The sequence below is a fragment of the Rhizobium sp. BK181 genome, from assembly GCF_014193305.1.
Lineage (GTDB): Bacteria > Pseudomonadota > Alphaproteobacteria > Rhizobiales > Rhizobiaceae > Rhizobium.
The window spans coordinates 12,691-33,000 of the sequence record NZ_JACHZA010000017.1 but is presented as its reverse complement, the minus strand read 5'-3'; the positions used below and the strand labels follow the sequence as shown (position 1 = coordinate 33,000).

The window sequence follows — 20,310 nt, the reverse complement described above, 5'->3', positions numbered from 1 at the left end:
GCAGCCTTGAAGGCTGCGGCGACCGTCCTCAATGCGCAATCTGGACTGTCCGGAAAAAGGATCTCTCGCGCTGAACGAACTGGGCGACAATATGATCAGCGAACTTGAACAAAGCAGGTGGTCTCGCATTGGGTCGCACCGCCCGCGCTTCCTGCACATGGGGCTTTTCATAGCGGCTTACGTGTTGGGCGCTGGTTTCGCTCAGTTGCTCGCCGTCGTGCCCGGAACAGGCATCTCCATTTGGCCGCCGAGCGGTGTGTTCATCGCTACGCTTGTCGTTGCTACGCCGCCGAGCTGGCCCTGGTGGGTGCTGGCGGGCCTCCTGGCCGAACTGACCTGCAACCTCCTGTGGTTCCACAATCAGTTGCCAGTCGCCGTGCTGATCAATGCCGGCAACGCACTCGAGGCAGTGCTCGGCGCATGGCTAATCCAGCGGACCTGCAGGCGTCCGGTTCGGCTGGAAACCTTGCGCGAGGTTGTCGTGTTGGCCTTGGTGGGCGCTGGAATTGCGCCCATTGTCAGCGCGACCGTGGGAAGTGCGACTCTCGCGTGGTTTGGCATGCAGTCCTTCACGGGGGCCTGGCCATTGTTCTGGATCGGAGACGCCACCGGGGTGCTGATCGTCGCACCGCTAGCTCTGGTTCTAGTCCAGAACTGGCGTCGTGAGAACCCGATCTCGGCAGCTCCGCGATGGATCGAAGCTTGCGCCGTCGGCTTGATCTTTCTGGGTGTCGCCGCCTTTTCCTTGAGCAGCTACCTGCCCTTCGCCTACCTCATAATGCCGCCTCTACTTTGGGCCGCTGTGCGTTTTGAGTTCAAGGGTGCGGTCATCGCCTTGGCTCTCCTCGCTCTGATCACGGCAGCATTCACGATCACCGGCGTCAGTCAGTTTGCCGGCGATCCCGAATCCCAGCATCAAAAGCAGATCATGCTGCAGCTGTTTTTGGCGATTTCGGCCCTTTCGGCGCTCGTCGTGGCGGCAATATCCCGGCAGCACCATACCGCGTTGGCGACATTGCGTGAAAGCGAGAGGCAGCTATCGCAGCTCATCGACATGGTTCCCATCCACCTTTGGCGGCTGAGCCCGAACGGAGAACCAGTCTTCTTCAATCGGCGCATGGTCGACTATGTCGGCATGGACGTAGAAGACACAGATAGGCCCGGCATGAGCCGACTGGAAGCGTTCATGGAGACCGTGCATCCGGACGATGCGGCTCAGGTTAGGGAGAGTCTGCAACGCTGCCTCGCCACCGGCGACAGTTTCGCTCTGCAATGCCGGTTGCGACGTGCCGATGGTGTTTATCGCTGGATGTCGAGCCGGGCAGAGCCGATGCGGGACGACGGTGGACGCATCGTCCAGTGGTACGGCCTCTGTCACGATATCGACGATCAGATGCACGCGGAAGACGCGCTGCGGCGAAGCGAGCGGCAGTTGCAGCAGATGATCGACACCGTGCCTGCCATGATCTGGTGCATGACGCCGGAAGGAACACCCTGTTACCTCAACAAGCGAACAACGGATATCACCGGCATTACTTTGAAGGATATGGTCGCGCCTGATGGCGCGCGATATTTGGCCGTCGTCCATCCGGATGAGCGGGATGGGGTGGATAGGACCTTGGCGCACGCAATCGCGACGGGGACTTCTTTCACGGCGAGGTACCGTCAGCGCCGCTCCGGTACCTGCCATCGGTGGGTCGAGAGCCGTGCCGAGCCCCTGCGCGATGACTCAGGCAAGATCGTCCAATGGTACGGCGTGAGCGTCGACATCGACGATGAGATGCGCACCCAGGAAGCCCTGCGCGAGCGCGAGCGCGAACTCTCGCAACTGGTGGACATGGTGCCCAGCCTCCTGTGGCGGCTGGACCCCGAAGGGCGGACGACCTTCTTCAACAAGCGTATCAGGGATTTTTTCGGCCCGGGGATACCAGACCTCGACAACCCGGAAGGGAACCGACTGCCTACGATTATCGAGGCTATTGCGCATCCCGATGATGTCGCGGGTCTGAAGGAGGCGCTCGGCCGCTGCCTCGCTACAGGCGAGCATTTCTCCATGAAGTATCGCATGCGGTACGCGGATGGCGTCTATCGCTGGGTGGATGGTCGTGCCGAGCCGCTGCGGGACCCAAGCGGGCGCATCACCCAGTGGTTTGGCCTCTCCCACGACATCGATGACCAGGTGCGCGCCCAGGAGGCGTTGCGCCAAAGCGAGCAGCTTTATCGCGCTGTGTTCCATTACACGCCTATTCCTCTTTGGCGGGTGAATACTTCCCGCCTCGATGAGCTTTTGAATCAGGTGCGCTCGCAGGGCGTAACGGACCTCGGCCGGTACATGAACGAGCATCCCGACTTCCTGAGGGAGGCCATGGACCTCACTGTGATCGAAGAAGTCAATCGGAGCGCCATCGAGCTCTTCGGCGCCAAGCACGACATCGACCTGACGGGGCCGATCACCCCGTATTGGCAGGCGCCATCCGATAGGGTGAGGCGGAGTTTCGAAGCACGCTTCCGTGGCGAGCAGTCTCACGCCGAGCATGCAAAGTTCATGACCTATGACGGACGCGCGCTCGAAGGTCTCCACACCACGGTATTCCCGTCGGCCCTCGCCAGCCTCGGCATCAGCATCGGCAGTTTTCTCGACGCTACGGATCGCATCAAGGCGCAGGAGGATCTGCGGATGGCTCACGAGAACATGGCGCGCGCGAGCCAGGCCGCTAGCCTTGCCGAACTTTCGGCATCCATTGCCCATGAAGTCGGTCAGCCGCTGGCGGCCTTGGTATCCAGTTCGGACGCCTGCCAGCGCTGGCTCACCGCGAACCCACCCAATATGGAGCGCGCCCGGATGGCTCTGGAGCGCATCATGCGTAGCGCCAACTCCGCAGGCAATGTCGTGACCCGCATTCGCGCGCTGTTCAAACAATCCGTGGAGACCCGCAGCCTTACGGACCTTGAAGGGGTCATCGCGGAGGCGCGCGACCTTTTAGCCGAGGAAGCTTCGAGACGTCGCGTCCGTCTGCTCGTCGAAGTCGAAGACGGCCTCCCGCGCGTCGCGGTCGATCGCGTCCAGCTCCAGCAGGTTCTGATCAATCTGATGCGCAACGGCATGGAGGCGATGGACATGACGACAGGCGATCGAGTCCTTAGCGTGCGTTTGCGCCGCATGAAGGGCGTCGTGCAGACCGAGATCAGCGATCACGGCCCTGGCGTCGAATTTCCCGAGAGGATCTTCCAGCCGTTCTTCACGACGAAGGAACAGGGAATGGGCATGGGACTGGCGATCTGTCGTTCGATCGTCGAATCGCATGGCGGACGGCTATGGGCGGAGGACAACAAGCCGTTCGGCGCTACATTCATCTTCACATTGCCGATCGAAGTGAACCTGGAACTGTGAAGACAAGTTTGCTTCAATCTGGTGTGAGGGCTGAACGGGATCGCGTCCCGCGACTTTCTCGACGACCCGCTCGCCGGTCGCACATTGGACGCGGGCAACCAACCACCCAATATGGCCGTGCAAGCCTGAGACGACCGTCTGTCCTCAGCCACCGCTGCCGCGAGAGCGGTCAGCTTGGCGCAACCAACGTTTGATTGAGTTGAGCCGTTGATATCCAGCCGTTGTGAGCGGTTTGCGGGTGCTGGCGTGGGAATATGGGGGGCCAAACCAAGGCCGGCCAATATCGTCCTGTCGTCGTGCGCGCCTGCAGCCTTTCAACGCCGGAGAGACCGGAGACGTTTAATGAAGGCGCAGCTTAAGCCCAGAATCAATCTCGATGATCGTACTGCGTTGGAGACGGTTATACCCCTCGACACGCCCTTCATCGTCTTTGTTGATCCGGCCAGTTCTTGCAACTTTAAGTGCACATTCTGTCCGACGGGACACCGCGACCTGATCGCCGATACCGGCCGTTTTCAAGGCGCGATGAAGTATGAGGTCTTTCAGAAAGTCGTCGACAATCTTGGCGAGTTTCCACAAAAAATCAAAGTCCTAAGGATGTACAAGGATGGCGAGCCGCTTCTGAACAAGCGCTTCGCTGACATGGTTGCCTACGCAAAGCAAAGCGGACATGCAGACTATATCGATTCAACGACGAACGGCACTTTCATCACCCCAGAGCGAATGGGGCCGATTATTGAAGCTGGATTGGATAAGCTCAACATCTCCGTGGATGGAATGACGCGAGAGCAGTACATCCAGTTTACAGGGTTCAAGTTCGATTTCGACGCTTTCGTGAAGAACGTCAAATGGCTCTATGCCAACAAGGGAAACATGGAGATCTCCATCAAGATCCCTGGAGAACTGATCACCCAAGCCCAAAGGCAAGAGTTCTTCGATACGTTCGGCGACCATTGTGACCGCATCTTCATTGAGAATTTTGCACCGTGCTGGCCTGAATTCGATATCGAAAAGCATACGGGTGTCAAAATTACCGGCGGCATCTACCAGCAGGAGATCGGCAATACGGACACCTGTCCTTACATTTTCTACGGGTATTCCGTAAACGCCGACGGACTTGTCAGCTCATGCTTCCTGGATTGGGGACGAAAGCTCGTCATCGGTGACGTCCGAAAACAGACGATGAAAGAGATCTGGAACTCGGACGCAATGAATGCCCTCCGGCTCCAGCATCTCGAAGGTCGTCGGTGTGAAAACGGTACTTGTGGCAATTGCGGTCAGTTGACCCACTGCCTTCCCGACAACATCGACGCGTTTCGCCCGATGCTACTCGAGAAATTCAAGTCTACGGTGACCCTGAATCCTGGCGCTCAGGCTCCGGGCGGACGCAGGATCGCAGTCGAGGCTGCCGAATGAACATCCTGCACATTGCGGCTCATCTCGGAGGTGGCGTGGGCAAGGCGCACAGCAGTCTGTGCAGCGTTGATCCAAGTTCCACAAAGCGAAGCTACCTTCTGCTCGAGCCTCCCCGCGACCTCCGCCATGTCGACTTGCTTAAGCAACTCGGCGCCGATGTTGTGGTCGCACCGGATCGCAAAACCATATCGTCGATGGCGGCAAAGGCGGATATCGTTCAGGTCGAATGGTGGAACCATCCGAGATTGTACGAATGCCTGTGCGAAACCGCCTGGCCGAAGATGCGGACACTGTTTTGGTCGCACATCTCGGGTATTGCGGCTCCTTATCTGCCGACTGGGCTTCTGACCGGTGACGATCGATTCGTGTTTTCGTCGGAGTGCTCATTCGCTGCGCCCAACGTCGCAACGCTTCCTCCCGCGACAAGAAACAGATTTGGTGTCGTCAACAGCGGCTTTGGCCTTCCACCTCGGACAGTTGACGGTGTACGGCGAAACCGCAATTCCATCAGCTACCTGGGGACAGTCGATTTCGCCAAGATGAGCCCGGATATCTTTCGTGTCGCCGACGAGGCGGCCACGTCAGAGGCACCGGTCCGTCTATGGGGCGAAGTCAGCCCATTGAGCGAAGTCGTTCATACGGCGGCTGCCATGAAGGATCCGCGACGCGTCCGCTTTATGGGTCACACTGACAATCCGGCGGATGTCTTCGCGCAAACCGGCATCTTTCTGTACTTGCTGCAGCCGGAACATCTTGGGACGGCAGAAAACGCTCTGACCGAGGCAATGTCATCAGGGTGTGTGCCGGTCGTGTTTAACAATCCCGCGGAAGCGGCCATCGTCGAAGATGGTCGAACAGGATTTATCGTGAGCAGCATCGCGGAGGCCACGGAACGGCTTCGCTGGATGATGCGAAATCCGGAAGCTGTAGCGGAAATGGGCAGGAAAGCAGCTGACCATATAGCCACGACGCGGACGCCCGTTTCTAGCGCCATGGCGTTTGAGAAAATTTACGCTGACCTTCTGCAGGTCGAAAAGCGGCGCACTGATTTCCGCAGCAGGCTTGGCAATACAGCCGCTGAATGGTTCTTGTCGACCAAGACCCTGGCCAGTGTAACGCTCGAAACGCTCGATCTTCGGACGGGTGGGCGTGCAGCAAAGGGAACGATTGATCATTTTCTCACCTGCTTTCCCGAAGACACGTCGCTGCTCTCGCTGGTTGCCGAACCGACGGACGACGATTGGTCACCGGATCGTTCCAATTGCCTTTCTCGAGACCGTGAGTGTGTGGTCGCGTGACCAGGAAAGAAGGATGAAGGTCACGTGACGGCAATGTTTTATCACCAAGGAGCGAGATCGCAAGAGGTCGCACAAGCGTCTGCCGCGCACGGCGCGCTTCACTTTCCTGGACTGCCGGACGGGTTGGCTGCACAAGAGCTTTTGCGTCGAATTAATAATGCCACCTGCCGCTTTTCGGCGCGCCCGCTGCGCGATCCGCTGGTGCTCTACGGCGCCGGCGACATGGGACGCCTTGCGCGTGATTACCTTCGCTCAATAGGGCATGACTTTGCGTTCGTCGTCGACAGGAATGCAGTCGCACTTCGTAACGACGCGTTTTGGGCAGACGTGCAGGTTCTTCACCCGTCCGAGGTGCCTAACGACATGATGCGCTCGGCGCTGCTGGCGGTCAGCATCGCCACGACGCCCTTCGTTCCTTTGGAAACGGCTTTGCGTGAAGCGGGCTGGCATGACGTTGTGCCGTTTTACGATGTCGCCGAGAGCTACCGTGAGCGGCATCCCCTCTCGAACGGTTGGTTCGCCGAAAAACTGACATCGGAAGAACTCGCCAGGACGACGAAGGTCCTGCTGGGATGGGAGGATGATCTTTCGCGTGCCCACCACCTGCAATTTCTGGCATGGCGACGTCTACGCGAGGAATGGACCTTTGAAGGCGCGCCGGTCACCGGCGACGATCGTTTCTTCATTCCGGAGATACGGCATTGCTTGAATGCAGTGTCGGTCTTTGTCGATGGCGGCGCGCATGACGGAAGCATTACTGCGAAGCTGGTCGCCAACGCGGGGCCTCGTCAGACCGCTATCATCGCGATCGAGCCGGATGCGAAGAATGCCGCCGCCTTCAGCAGAAGGCTTGCATCTCTGGACGCCAAAGGCGCCGGCGATGTGACGCTGCTGCCATATGCACTTGATTCAATGGAGCATGAACGCTGCTTCCACAACGGGCTCGGATACGCCTCCCAACTATCCGATACGGGTCGAGAGCATGTTCGGACTGTAACGCTGGATAGTTTGGCTCTCTCCCCCGGCTTTCTGAAGCTGCATCTCGAGGGGGCGGAATTGAACGCCCTTAGGGGTGGATCCGAAACGCTGCAGCGGCATCGGCCCATCGTCGCCGTAACAACCTATCACAACAGCGACGGCCTATGGCGTACCCCTGAGTACTTGATGGAGCAACTTCCGGCGTACCGCTTCTTTATGCGGCTTCATAGCTGGTGTGGCACCGGAGCGGTCGTCTATGCAGTTCCTCAGGAAAAAGTCCGTATCCAATGAAACATTTCGCAAGCGGCAGCCAACTCGTCTTCGATCTCGGGATGAACAACGGTGACGATACGGACTACTATCTGAAACGCGGCTTCCGCGTGGTCGCTCTTGAAGCCAACCCGACGCTTTGCGAAAGTGCCGCCAGACGTTTCGAGACGGAAGTGAACGACGGGCGGCTGACCATTGTTCACGCGGCGATCTGGGAGCATTCAGGCGAAGCGGTCTTCCACATCAACCTCGAAAACGATCATTGGAGCAGCATTGACATCGGTTGGGCTGGCCGCAACGACGGCACTTGCCGCGCGATCACCGTTCGCTGTGTGACTTTGTCGGAGTTGTTCGCCGAGTACGGCGTACCGTTGTATCTGAAGATCGATGTCGAGGGCGTCGACCACGTGGTCCTCGACCAATTGAAGGAACTCCCGAGCCTCCCTTTGTACGTCAGCGTCGAGGATTGTCGTTTCGGCTTCCAGTATCTGGAGACGCTTGCTGCATGCGGCTACGACGGTTTCAAATTGCTCGATCAATCAACAGTTCCGTCGCTTCGCGATAGCTCGCTTGGCTACAATTTTCCGGTGGGTTCGTCTGGGCCGTTCGGCGATGACGTTCCTGGCGCATGGTCATCGTACGGCTCTGTTGTCGATAGCTATTCACACACTGTCCGCGACTTCAATGGAAACAGACTAGCCCCGCGCACGCAGTGGTGGGACATCCACTGCACGCGCACGCCCCAAGAGAAGCATCATGACTGAAGATCAGAAATTTGCGGCATTCGTCGCCGGCAACATCGAGAGTGCAAGTAAGGATGCAGGCTTCATCGGCCTCTCACAAGTGTGGGTCCGCGAATGCATCCGTCACAACTACGTTCAGAACTTCACGTGGTTGGGCCGCCCGATCATCCAGGTGCCGCAGGATATTTATGCCATACAGGAACTGATCTGGGTATGCCGGCCCGACCTCATCATCGAGACAGGCATCGCACACGGCGGATCGCTCGTCATGAGCGCGTCAATGCTAGCCATGCTCGACTATTGTGACGCGGTTGCTGATGGTCGTGTTCTCGATCCCAAGGCGAGCCGCCGCAAGGTCGTCGCTGTCGACATCGATATCCGAAAACACAACCGCGCGGGAATAGAAAGCCATCCGCTCGCTCATAAGATCGTCACGATTGAAGGGTCGTCGATCGCACCGGACGTCTTCTCCCAAGTAGCTGCGCACGCGAAAGGCTACGAACGGGTCATGGTCTTTCTGGACTCCAACCACACGCATGACCACGTCCTCGCTGAATTGGAGCTTTATGCGCCGTTGGCGTCAAAGGGATCCTATTGCGTCGTGTGGGACACTGGTGTCGAAGACCTGCCCGAAGATATGTGCGGCGATCGCCCCTGGGGCAAAGGAAACAACCCAAAGACCGCCGTCAGGGCGTATCTCGAACTCCTGTCGTCTGAAGGACGGAGCGGTTCCGACGGTGGAAAGCTGTCATTCGAAACCGACAAGATCATCGAGAACAAGATCATGATTACGGCATCGGCTGACGGATTCTTGCGCCGCATTTAAACGCTGCCCACAGGCAGAAAGCGCTCTATCCGTTTGTCACCGTGCAGCACCTCCGCTTCAAAACGTAACGACGTTTTGAAGCGATCCCGTAACGAGCAGGAAAACTGAATGGCTACCGATACTTTTTACTATCCTTCCGGCGGCGAGAGCGTGTTCTTCTCGAAGCTTGATGAACTCGCAAAGAGATGGCCGCATGAAATTCGGCATTACCTGGATCTGTTCCCGGTCTATGCGAGCCGCCGTTCTTTCATTCGCCAGCTTGCCCACTATGAGCTTTTCAAGCTCACTGTAGATCTGCCCGGACACTATGCAGATTTCGGCGTCTATTTCGGTAAGTCGTTCTTCAGCTGGCATAAATTCCTCGAGACCTTCACGCCAACGGCCACGCATAAGAAGGTCATCGGTTTCGATACGTTCGATGGCTTTCCTACCCTTGCAAGCGAAGACGGCGCGGTTGATGCGAACATCCAGAAGGAAGTCGGCGGCCTTAGCTCCGGCAGCTTTCTGGAGGAATTCCAGGCGCTGCTCAAGCTCCACAACGAAGATGGAGTGATCCCCAGCAATCGTGGCTCGATCGTCAAGGGCGATATCTGCAAGACCTTGCCTCGCTGGCTCGAAGAAAATCCCGAAGCTCGCTTCTGTCTGCTCAATCTCGACGTCGACATCTACGAGCCGACGCGCATCATCCTCGAGCAATGCTGGGATCGATTGGTGCCCGGCGGCGTGCTGATCCTCGATGAATATGCGACAAGCAAGTGGCCAGGCGAAACGCTCGCTTGGGATGAATTCGCGCGTAATAGGAAGATCGACAAACCCCTATCAAGATTCCCCTGGGCAAACGCACCGGGAGCATGGGTGGTCAAGTGACATCGACAGGGAACGCCGGGCACTAGATTTCACCGGCGTCTGGTCGTCCACGACGCCACCGTGGATGAGCGGCCAAAGGACTAAGCAGGACAGCGCTGAGCGCGCGAATACGACAGCGGAACGCAGCAATGGAAAAAAAGACCAAGTTAAGCATTTGCATACCGACGTACAATCGCGCGGCCTTCCTACGCTTTCTGCTGACCACTTTCGTAGAACAGAAAGTTATCGATTTTCCGTATGAGATCGTCATCTCGGACAACGCTTCTACCGACGACACGGCGACGGTCGTTGAGGAGTTTCTCCTTCAGGGCTTGCCGATCAAGTATTGCCGGCGTGACGTAAACGGCGGAGGTTGGCCCAACCTCGCAAACGCCTATCAGCAAGCAGTCGGAGAGTACGCACTCTATCTTGCCGATGACGATCTTCTGAATTTCCAGAACCTGCGGGCGGCCATCGTCTACCTCAACATCAATCCCGAAACGGTCGCCTGTTATGCCCCGTGGACGATGTACGATGCCATTGATCAGGTCGATCTTAGTCTGTTCTACACCATTGAAAAGAATCGCAAATTCTCTCGTCGGAGCTTCAGCGACGTCTTCGACTTCATGACGAAGCGGCACATTTTTCCTGAAATCGCTATCTATAGAACCTCGGCCTTGAGGTCGGCTTTCGTGCCGAAAGACTTTTGCTTCTGGGCATTCTCCCATCTTGCCCATTTGCTCGATGTTGGCGCAGTCGCTTTTCTCGACAAGCCTTTCTATCGATCCGTCGTGCGGACCGCTGTCGTGCGCGACCGTGCGCAGGCCGGTAACGACGAGGCAATGACGGGATGGGACCGCTATCGGGGCGGCCTCGAATACTTTCTCTATTTGGGCTCAAAACGGGGCCAGATTGACCTCTCGCCAGCAAAATCGACGCAATACGAGGAGGCGTGCAAGGTCTTTACAATGCGACGAATGTCGGTGGCATTGCGCATGTGGTTCGAGCGAGGCGAATATATCAAGGCTTACGAGATTTTTGCGCGAATGTGCTATGGGGGCGGCAGCCAACATCCCGAGATCCAAGGCCTCCGTGAGAGGCTGCCCTTGATGGTGGCGGTTCAAACGCTGGCGCAAAAAGTGAATGCCGCGTCGAGCCTGAAGTACCTGATCCTTGATCAGGTCTCGTCCGTCGACTCGCTCGCAAGCCTTCTTCGCGAGGTTGGCCTCAACAATAACATCACGATACTTCCGGCGCCAACCGAGCACACCCCCGAAATAACGTCTACAGCAGCGGTATTTACGTCAAGTGCTGCTGGACGCGACACTTTCCTGGACAATGGATACAGGCCAAACATGGTCTTTTGCGAAAGCGATATGGTGTCGTCGGTGGTGACTTAGTGTGCAGGCGAGCTGCATATCGTTTTCGGCCCGAATATTGCGTTACCTTAACGCAAGGCAGGCGCCGCAAGGGCGAGCCTTCGTTGCGTCGGGCCCGTCAAGGCCGCCTTTTGAACCTTGATGGAGCGCCGCTGCGGCGATTGGCATAAACGTAAGAAGCCCGCATAAAGCGGGCTTGGCATAGGGAAGTTTGGTTGCGGCGCCTGATCACACAGAGACTTACAAAAAAGCCTGCATCGCGACAGATGTGTGCGGCGGGCGCGTTGACCATTGGCACAGTGCTGAACTTGAACATCTCGGGCACTTGTAGATGCTCCTGAATGTCTAGGCGGATGGAAGAAAGCATCGTCCAGCTATTGCATCCTCAGCGCCATCTCCGCTGCCTTTTCCGCGATCATGATCACCGGGGAGTTCGTATTGCCGGACACAATCGTCGGCATGATCGAGGCATCAACAACGCGCAGCTTCTCAAGCCCATGCACGCGCAGATTTGCATCCACCACCGCCATCGGATCGCTTCCCATCCTGCAGGTGCCGACAGGGTGAAAAATCGTGGTGGCGATATCACCGGCACGATGGATCAACTCGTCATCGCTCTGATATTGCCGGCCCGGCAGCATCTCCTGCGGTCGAAAACGGGAGATAGCCTTCGTTTCCATAAGGCTGCGCGCATGGCGGATAGAATTTGCAGCGAGCAGCCGGTCGCCCGCGGTCGACAGATAGTTGGGACGGATTTCAGGGGCGGCCGAGGCATCACGAGTCGTCATGTGCACCGTGCCGCGACTTTCCGGCCGGAGGTTGCAGACAGAGACGGTTACGGCAGGATAAAGATGAAGCGGTTCACCGAGACGGTCGGTGCTGAGCGGCTGGACGTGATATTCGAGATCGGCCGTCGCAACGGCCGAAAATGCCGAGTTGGCTCGGCGCCATCGACAAGGGACCGGAACGGCTGATTGCATATTGCAGGCCCATGCCGGCCCGGCTGAAGAGGTTGTGATAGAGCTGGTTCAGCGTGCGCGCGCCCTCGATCTGGAAGACGGTGCGGATTTGCAGATGGTCCTGCAGATTTTCGCCAACGCCTTGAAGATCGTGCAAGACAGGAATGCCGAGCGCCGAAAGAACATCCGGCCGGCCGACCCCCGAGAGCTCCAGAATTTTCGGCGAGTTGATCGCCCCGGCCGAGAGCACGACCTCGCGTGACGCCCGCGCAACACAGGATCGGCCCTTCCGGCGGAAGCGCACGCCCGTTACCATCTTCCCGTCAAATTCCAGCCGCTCGGTTTCGGCGCCCGTCAGCACGCGCAAATTCCGGCGCTTCATCGCCGGCCGCAGGAAGGCTTTCGTCGTGTTCCACCGTAGCCCGCCCTTTTGATTGACCTCGAAATAGCCGGACCCTTCGTTGTCGCCGTCGTTGAAATCGTCGCTCTTTCGGATACCCAGTTCTTCCGCGGCATCGCGAAACGCATCGAGAATCGGCCAGGACAGCCGCTGGCGCTCGACGCGCCATTCGCCGCCCGCGCCGTGCATGACCGATCTGCCGCGATAATTGTCTTCCGACTTCAGAAAATAGGGCAGCACGTCATCCCAGCCCCAGCCGACGTTGCCCGCCTGCCGCCAGCCATCGTAATCGGCCGCCTGCCCCCGCATGTAGATCATGCCGTTGATGGAGGAGCAGCCCCCGAGCACCTTGCCGCGCGGATAGTTGAGGACGCGGCCGTTGAGACCTTTTTCAGCGGCCGTCTTCATCATCCAGTCGGTGCGCGGATTGCCCATGCAATAGAGATAACCGATCGGCACATGCACCCAATGATACCGATCCGAGCCGCCGGCTTCGAGCAGCAGCACCCGGTTTTTCGGATCGGCCGAGAGCCGGTTTGCCAGTACGCAACCAGCCGACCCCGCGCCAACGACGATGAAATCGTAGCTGCCTTCATCCACGGGCATTTCATTCATGGGCATGGTCACGCTGCAACTCCTGTCGCGGGACTTTGCGCTTCCGAAAGGCGCCGCCACAGCGGCGTCATCGCCTCAGCAATATCCTTGTAGAGCCCATAGCGACGGTCATAGTGGGCCGACAGCGAGCCGTTCGGCTGATAATGCCGATCGTTGCGGACCATGGCGGTGGCCCCTTCGGTGAAATCGGCAAACAGGCCGACGCCCATTCCGGCCGCGATCGCAGCCCCGAGCGCCCCGGTTTCCCGCGAAACGGCGACCGTGACAGGAACGCCGAGGACATCGGCAAAGATCTGCGGCCAGAGCTTGCTGCGCGAGCCGCCGCCGGAGAGCACAGCCTCCTCGAAGGTTGCGCCCGCCTTGCGGATCGTCTCGATATGCTGGCGATGACCGAAGGCGACGCCTTCCAGAAGCGCCCGGATCAGGTGCCCCTTGGTATGCCAGCCGGCCATGCCGTAGAAGCCGGCCCGCGCGTGGCCATCCTGCTGGGCGCCATAGAGATAGGGGTGATAGAGCGGATCGTCGGTCGCCGGCGTGACCGCGGCTGCAAGCGCGCAGGCCGCATCGAAGGGCGAGACGCTTTCCTCATGCTCCCCTTCGAAGAACTCTCGCACCAGCCATTCGAGATTGGCGGCCGACGTCGCGCTATTTTCCATCGCCATATAGCGGCCGCGATCGAAAGTGGAGGACATGAAGACAGGGCCATTGAGATCGGGACCATCGATGATCACCTGGTTGATGCTCCAGGTGCCGGCGATGATCGAGGCGCTGCCGGTGCGCGACACGCCCGAGCCGAGCGCCGAGGCCACGACGTCGAACAGCCCGCCGATGACAGGTGTGCCTGCCGCGAGCCCGGTTTCGGCCGCCACCTCTTCCGCCACATGTCCCGCGATATCGGCGCTTTCTATCAGCGGCGGCAGCATGTGCATGCTGTCTGCGAGGCCGTAGGCCGCCATCAGTGTCCTGTCATAGCGGCGGGCCGCAAGGTCGAGCAAGCCGGCGCCGGACATGTCGGAAACTTCGCTGACGCGGCTACCGGTCAGTCGGTTGACAACGAAATCCTTGGAGAAGAACACCGTGCCTATGCGCTGGAACATGTCCGGCCGGTGGCGCTTCAGCCAGGCAAGCAGCGTCGGCGTCTGGGAGGGCCAAGGGCGCTGGCGCGCGATCGGTGCTGTGCGGTCGCCGACCCCTTCCGCTGCCCATTCCTCGACAAGTCCGGTCGCGCGCGTATCGAGCGACTGGATACCGAGAAGCGGCTGACGATCGCGATCGAGCGCATAAAGACCATTGCCATGGCCAGCACAGCCGATCGCGGCGATATCCGTGGCAGCAATGCCGGCCTTGTCGAGGCAGGTGCGGATCACCCGTTTGGCATTGGCCCAGAGCTCGCCGAGATCGCGCTCCACGTGACCGGGGTACGGCATACGACTATGCCCCTCCTCCCCGGCGTAGGCCACCTCCCGGCCGTTGAGATCAAAGATTACAGCCTTGATGACCGTGTTTCCGGCATCGAGCCCCAACAGATATTTTTCCATTCCGAACCCCTCCCAAGGTTCTGGCAGAGTCTTGCGTGATTCTGGCTGAAAACACAGGCCCAGCTCCATCACCCCTTCCGATAAAGTGCAAACGCCTCTTCGCCAGTCACATCCTCGTGGATGATCGCCATCAGGCCGCGCACGACGGCGCTCGGATTGGCATGCTGGTAGACATTGCGCCCATAGACCATGCCCACCGCACCCTGCCGCATCAAGGCGGCGGACTTGGCGAAGACGGCGGACAAGTCCTCCTTGCCGCCGCCGCGCACGAGAACCGGGCAGCGTGCCGCCTCGACCACGCGGTGAAAATCCTCCGCGTTGATCGTCGGGTCGGCCTTGACGATATCGGCACCCATCTCGCGGGCAAGCCGCGTCAGTGTCACGATCTTGTCGGCATCGCCATCGACCATGTAGCCGCCGTGCTCAGTCACCGCCTGCATCACAAGCGGCTCGATCATCAGCGGCATGCCGTATTTCTCGCAATCGGCGCGAACACGGGCAATGTTCTGGACGCATTGGCGGAAAAGATCAGGCTCATCCGGCAGCATGAACAGATTGACGACAACGCAGGCCGCATCCGCCTGCAGCGCGCCGATCAGCGGCTCGGCCTCGTTCTGCAACACGGCCCACATATCCCGGTGGCGGACGCGGTTATAGGGGTTGCCCATGTCGATGCGCATGACGAGTGCCGGCTTGTCCTTGCCGGGCAGGTCCTGCAACAGGTCGGCCTGACCATAGTTCATCTGGATCGCATCGGGCTTCGCGTCGACCAGCGCCTTCAGCACGGCGGGCATGTTCTCCAGCCCATCGAGGAAGGACGGCTCGTTGCAGACGCCATGATCGATCGCCACGTCCAGGCAACGGCCGTTGCCGAACAGCCGGTTCATCCGGACCTTGCGGTTGTCTCGCATAATTCACTCCTTTGTTCGTTCCTTGCGGAAAGGGCTTCCTCCGAAACGCCGTGACGGTCGTTCAGGAGGGTCAGAAAACGGGTTCGCTCCTCGGCGGCGCGCTGGGGCGGCCAGCTTTTTTCCACCGAGAGGATGGCGAGCACGGCGTCGGTCATGTCGAGCGAAAGTTCACCACTGATGGCGAGTGTTGTGCGCCGCAAGAGCAGGTCGTCCAGATGCTCCACGGCTTCGTGACGCATGAGATAGATGAACTCGCGGGTGCTGTAGCCGGCATGAGGCAGAAGATGGTCCGGTTCCAGCGCGATAAAGTGGGCGACCTCCTGCGCGTCCGTGCCATAGCGTTCAAAGAGCGTTTCCGAGCGATCGAGGGTGATGCCCGTCGCCTCAGCGAGCTGATGGACCCAGAGGTTCGGCTTGCCTGGAAAGCCGCGCCCACCCCCAAAGGTACGTTCGGCGGTATCAATGCGACGTTTTCGGCCGAGCCGTTCCAGCGTCATATCGGCCGCCAGTTCCCCAAAGGAACGGAAAGTGGTCCACTTGCCGCCAATCATGCAGAGGACCGGCGGCTCGCCGTCGCGGCCTTCAAGCATCGTGCAGAAATGATCGCGCGGAATACGGCCGGTGAAGCTGTCATTGCTTGCCGGTAGGGGGCGAACGCCAGCAAACTGGAAGACGATCTCCTCGGGCCGGATCGAAATGCCCGGCAGCACGAATGCCAGTGATTGCAGGATATAATCCCGCTCGTCTGCCTCGCAGCGCACCGTTTCGGGGTCATCCACCCGGATATCAGTCGAGCCGACCAGCACCTTTCCAAGATAGGGAAAGAGGATGCAGATGCGGCCGTCCTCGTTTTCATAATAGATCATGTGGCCGTCGAGCATGTCGCGCAGACCGGGATGGTCGATGATCAGATGTGAGCCCTTGGTGCCACCCATCAGCGGCGTGGAAGGAGCCTCTTGCGGAAAGAGCGTGTCATTGGCGATATCGATCCAGCCGCCGGTGGCGTTGATGACGAGGGATGGCTTGACTGTGAGCGTCTCGCCCGAAATCCCGTCACGCAGCAGAAAACCTCCGGCTGGAGCCTGCTCGATCGTCGCATAGTTCAGAGCCGAGGCATTCGTGTCGGTTGAGAGGCCGTCGCGTAAGATCTCGATACCGACGCGCTCTGGGTGGCTGACCCAGGCGTCGTAATAGGTAGCGGCGCTCCGGATCGCCGGGTTGAGCGCCGGCCATTTGGCAAGCGTGCTGCGGCGGCCGCGAAACTGGTGCTTCCGCATCAGGGCGCGCTTGCGTGTCAGAAAATCATAGATGCTGAGCCCCGCCTTGATGGCGATGGCGCCGCGGCGGCTCGGGCGGCGGGTGAGGCCGAGGAAACGCACGATGCCATTACCGAGACCCGAGAAAACGTCGAAGATCGGAACGGTGGTCGGCAGCGGTGCGACGTAGTGGGGGGCGTTGCGCAACAACCGGTCGCGCTCGACCAGCGATTCCCGGACAAGGCTGAACTCGCCGTTTTCGAGATAGCGCAGCCCCCCATGCACCATGCGCGAGAGTGCGGCGCTGGCACCGGAACAATAGTCGCCCTTCTCGACCAGCAGCACGTTCACGCCCTGCAGCGCCAGCTCGCGAAAGACGCTGAGCCCGTTGATGCCGCCGCCGAGGACGCACACGTCCACCTTCGGGCTCTTGCGGAGCCCGTCCAATGTCTCTTCACGGTTCATGATGACAGCCTGTTATCCGTCCATGTTAGCCAGTTTCGCAGCCAGTGCCGCGTCAATGGCCGAAAGATCGTCCGCAGAAAGCCTGAGCGTTCCGGCTCGTGCATTGTCGAGTGCTTGCGCCGGATTGCGTGCGCCACAGAGAGCAAAGGTGACGCCCGGCTGCGAAAGCGTCCAGGCGATCACCAACTGCGCGACGCTCGCCGCATGCCGCTCCGCTATCGGTCCGATCGCGTCGGAAAACGCCTTCGCCTTCTGCCGGTTGGCGACAGAGAAGCGCGGATTGCCCTTGCGCTGGTCGTCGCCTGCGAAGATGCGATCCGGTCCGATGGTGCCCGACAGCAGACCGAGCGCCAGCGAGGAATAGCTGAGCGTCGAAATCCCGCTTTGAACAGTAAGTGGCAGCAGGTCCGCCTCGATTTCGCGATCGATCATACTGAACCGCTCCTGGATCGCATCGAGCGATCCAGTTTGAACATATTGCTGAAGCCCGGCCTTATCGACGTTGCTTGCGCCGATGGCACGGATCTTGCCCGCCGACTTCAACTCTTCAAGCGCCCGCACGGTCTCCTCGATCGGTGTCGTTACGTCCTGCCAATGAGTGATGTAGAGGTCGATATGATCCGTGCCGAGCCGGCGCAGACTTTCCTCGACTTCGTGGATGATAGAGTCACGCCCGAGATAGCGGTGAACCGGCTTGCCATCCTGATCGAAGAAATGCTTGCCCTTCTGTGTATGCCAGACGAGGCCGCACTTGGTGGCAATGACAGCCTTGTCGCGCCGACGGGTGAGCGCCTTGCCAACGATCTCCTCAGAGCGGCCGAGGCCATAAGCCGGGGCCGTGTCGATGAGGGTCACGCCGGCATCAAGCGAGGCGTGGATGGCGGCGATGGATTGCGCCTCGTCGGTGCCGCCCCACATCCAACCGCCGATCGCCCACGTGCCCAGCCCTACGGCCGAGGCCCTGACGCCGGAGCGCCCGATCTCGCGGATCAACTGTTCGCCACTCATGCCGAAAACCCTTCCCCGGATGCAATTTCAAGAATGCGCGCCCCGGTGGCCTCGTCAGTGACGAGTGTATCGAGATGGCTGCCGCGCAGCACGCTCAGGATGGAGCTGGCCTTGTTGAGGCCGCTTGCGACGCCGATCTTCGTCGGGATCGAGGCGAACTCTTCCAGCGTCAGCGAAACCAGTGCCCGGTTCAGGCTGTAATCGCAGACCCGGCCTTCGCCATCGAGCAGATGGGCGAGCAGTTCCGCACTCGCGCCGGAATGTTCAATGGCCTTGCGGTCCTCGCTCGAAGAAGGATGCAGATCGTAGTACGTCGAGTCTGCGCTGAGGATCGAGCCGATACCAACCACCGCGACCTTGGCTTCCCGCGCCCGCCGGAAGACATCCGCGACGGCGCGCATGTTGATCAGCATGTCCCGCTGCACGGCATCATCGGCAAAGAGCGGCGCGTGGATCTGGTAGGAGCGTCCGCCGAGCCGGTCGGCCATCAGCGTCGAGACGTGGTTGACGTCGGTATAGTGCTTGCCCTGAACGCAGCCGGTCGCGGGGATCACCTCGACGTCGAAACGGCGGGCGGGCTGCAGGCCGGCGACGACTGCCCCGACACCCTTGCCGCCGGTGATGCAGATCGTGTCGCCATCGGCGATTTCCTCCAGCAGCAGCCGAGCCGCCGCTTCCCCAACCGCTTGCAACGCCGTCTGCGGATTGTCGGAGACTGTCGGCACCACCACGGCGCGGCGGATGCCGCCGAGCGAAAGCAGGCGTTCTTCCATGTCCACCAGCGGTTCGACCGGCGATTTGATCTTGATCTCGACAAGGCCGAGCTGGCGGCCGCGCTTGATCAGCCGGTTGACGGTGGCGTGCGAGATGCCGAGCTGGTCGGCGATCTGCGACTGCGTCAAACCTTCGAGGAAGTGCAGCACGAGCGCCTGGTGCATCTGGCGCGCGATGACGATTTCCTCGCGTGGCGCTGTGGTCTTGGGTTTCAGTTTGGCGATCGGCATATCAGACGGCCTTCCGCTTGTGCAGGAAATGATCGATGGAAACGGCGGCGAGCAGAATGCACCCCTTGATCATGTCCTGCCAATAGACAGAGACATCGAGCAGGATCAGCGACGAGGTGACGACCGAGAGCAGCGCAATGCCAAGGATGGCGCCGAAGATCGTGCCCGAGCCACCGTTCAGTGAAGCCCCGCCGATAACCGCCGCCGCGATGATGTTCAGCTCCATGCCGACGCCGAAAGTGGGCGTCGCGGCGCCGAAGCGGGACATATAGATGACACCTGCGACACCTGACAGCGTCGAGCAGAGAACCGTCACCCAGAACTTCACTTGGTTGGTGCGGATGCCGGAATAGAGTGCCGCCTTCTCGTTGCTGCCGGTGTAGAAGACCTTGCGGAAGGCAGTCGCCCGGCGCAGCAGGAAATCGAACAGGATGACGACAGCGACGAAGATCAGGATCACGTAGGGAACACCATAGAACGTACCCTGCCCCACGGCCTTGAAACTTGCCGGCAGCGTGAAAAGCGAGAGCGGCGTGCCCTTGGTTATGATCAGGCAAAGCCCGCGTACGATCACCATGCCCGCAAGTGAGGTGATGAAGTGATTGAGCCCGACCACCGTCACGAAGAAGCCCATGATCGCCCCAATGAAACCGCTGGCGAGAATGCCGACTAGCGAGGCCGTCCACGGGTCCAATCCGGCAAGGAACAGCGAGCCGGAGAGCACCATCGCAAAGCAGACCACCGAGCCGACGGCGAGATCGATACCGCCGACGATCAAGAGGATCGTCATGCCGACGACGACGATACCCTCCACAGAAAAGCTCATCAGCATGGCGCGGAAATTGCCGAGCGTGAGGAAGTGCGGAGAGGCAAAGCTCATAATCACACAGAGCGCTAGGATGATAGCGATCAGCCCAGCCTCGCGCATGGTGCCGATGCGTTTCCAATGCCCCGTTTTCGGCATGTCCGCCGCCATCGTGTCGATTGCCATTCCCGTCTCCCCCTCC

The 20,310-nt window shown here is 59.7% G+C and carries 14 protein-coding genes and 1 pseudogene; 8 read left to right on the top strand and 7 right to left on the bottom strand.

Annotated elements, in window-relative coordinates:
- Positions 1-91 precede the first annotated feature (91 nt).
- From FHT77_RS25715 to FHT77_RS25680, 8 genes are all read left to right on the top strand, one after another.
- The gene (locus tag FHT77_RS25715) at positions 92-3,391 is read left to right on the top strand and encodes an MASE1 domain-containing protein (RefSeq protein WP_183757680.1); all 3,300 of its coding nucleotides are present in this window, start codon (positions 92-94) and stop codon (positions 3,389-3,391) included.
- 342 nt (positions 3,392-3,733) lie between these two features.
- The gene (locus FHT77_RS25710) at positions 3,734-4,807 is read left to right on the top strand and encodes a radical SAM protein (protein ID WP_183757678.1); all 1,074 of its coding nucleotides are present in this window, start codon (positions 3,734-3,736) and stop codon (positions 4,805-4,807) included.
- Positions 4,804-6,105, top strand: coding sequence for a glycosyltransferase family 4 protein (locus FHT77_RS25705; protein ID WP_183757676.1), 1,302 nt, complete (start codon positions 4,804-4,806; stop codon positions 6,103-6,105). Before FHT77_RS25710 ends, FHT77_RS25705 begins: the two co-directional genes overlap by 4 nt.
- Positions 6,106-6,138: 33 nt before the next feature.
- Entirely contained in the window at positions 6,139-7,374 is a 1,236-nt protein-coding gene (locus FHT77_RS25700; RefSeq protein WP_246720185.1) for an FkbM family methyltransferase, read from the top strand.
- The gene (locus FHT77_RS25695; RefSeq protein WP_183757673.1) at positions 7,371-8,117 is read left to right on the top strand and encodes an FkbM family methyltransferase; all 747 of its coding nucleotides are present in this window, start codon (positions 7,371-7,373) and stop codon (positions 8,115-8,117) included. Before FHT77_RS25700 ends, FHT77_RS25695 begins: the two co-directional genes overlap by 4 nt.
- The gene (locus tag FHT77_RS25690) at positions 8,110-8,922 is read left to right on the top strand and encodes a cephalosporin hydroxylase family protein (RefSeq protein ID WP_183757671.1); all 813 of its coding nucleotides are present in this window, start codon (positions 8,110-8,112) and stop codon (positions 8,920-8,922) included. Before FHT77_RS25695 ends, FHT77_RS25690 begins: the two co-directional genes overlap by 8 nt.
- A 108-nt stretch (positions 8,923-9,030) precedes the next feature.
- Positions 9,031-9,789: a TylF/MycF/NovP-related O-methyltransferase gene (locus tag FHT77_RS25685; protein ID WP_183757669.1), complete on the top strand. Its 759-nt coding sequence runs from the start codon at positions 9,031-9,033 to the stop codon at positions 9,787-9,789.
- Between the two features lie 128 nt (positions 9,790-9,917).
- Complete coding sequence (locus FHT77_RS25680) at positions 9,918-11,168, top strand: glycosyltransferase family A protein (RefSeq protein ID WP_183757667.1); 1,251 nt, start codon at positions 9,918-9,920, stop codon at positions 11,166-11,168.
- Between the two features lie 353 nt (positions 11,169-11,521).
- On the opposite strand, the pseudogene FHT77_RS25675 reads toward FHT77_RS25680, so the two are convergent.
- The 7 genes and pseudogenes from FHT77_RS25675 to FHT77_RS25645 form a co-directional block, all read right to left on the bottom strand.
- Positions 11,522-13,121, bottom strand: a pseudogene (locus FHT77_RS25675) (GMC family oxidoreductase).
- Between the two features lie 8 nt (positions 13,122-13,129).
- Positions 13,130-14,659 (bottom strand): FGGY-family carbohydrate kinase, encoded by a 1,530-nt coding sequence (locus FHT77_RS25670; protein WP_183757665.1) that lies wholly within the window; start codon positions 14,657-14,659, stop codon positions 13,130-13,132.
- Between the two features lie 68 nt (positions 14,660-14,727).
- Complete coding sequence (locus FHT77_RS25665) at positions 14,728-15,570, bottom strand: class I fructose-bisphosphate aldolase (protein WP_183757663.1); 843 nt, start codon at positions 15,568-15,570, stop codon at positions 14,728-14,730.
- Entirely contained in the window at positions 15,543-17,291 is a 1,749-nt protein-coding gene (locus tag FHT77_RS25660) for a glycerol-3-phosphate dehydrogenase/oxidase (protein ID WP_183757661.1), read from the bottom strand. Before FHT77_RS25660 ends, FHT77_RS25665 begins: the two co-directional genes overlap by 28 nt.
- 12 nt (positions 17,292-17,303) lie before the next feature.
- Positions 17,304-18,299: an aldo/keto reductase gene (locus tag FHT77_RS25655; protein ID WP_183757659.1), complete on the bottom strand. Its 996-nt coding sequence runs from the start codon at positions 18,297-18,299 to the stop codon at positions 17,304-17,306.
- Positions 18,296-19,303: a sugar-binding transcriptional regulator gene (locus FHT77_RS25650; RefSeq protein ID WP_183757657.1), complete on the bottom strand. Its 1,008-nt coding sequence runs from the start codon at positions 19,301-19,303 to the stop codon at positions 18,296-18,298. The genes FHT77_RS25655 and FHT77_RS25650 overlap by 4 nt, the downstream gene beginning before the upstream one ends.
- A gap of 1 nt (position 19,304) precedes the next feature.
- The gene (locus tag FHT77_RS25645) at positions 19,305-20,294 is read right to left on the bottom strand and encodes an ABC transporter permease (protein ID WP_183757655.1); all 990 of its coding nucleotides are present in this window, start codon (positions 20,292-20,294) and stop codon (positions 19,305-19,307) included.
- Between the last annotated feature and the right edge of the window lie 16 nt (positions 20,295-20,310).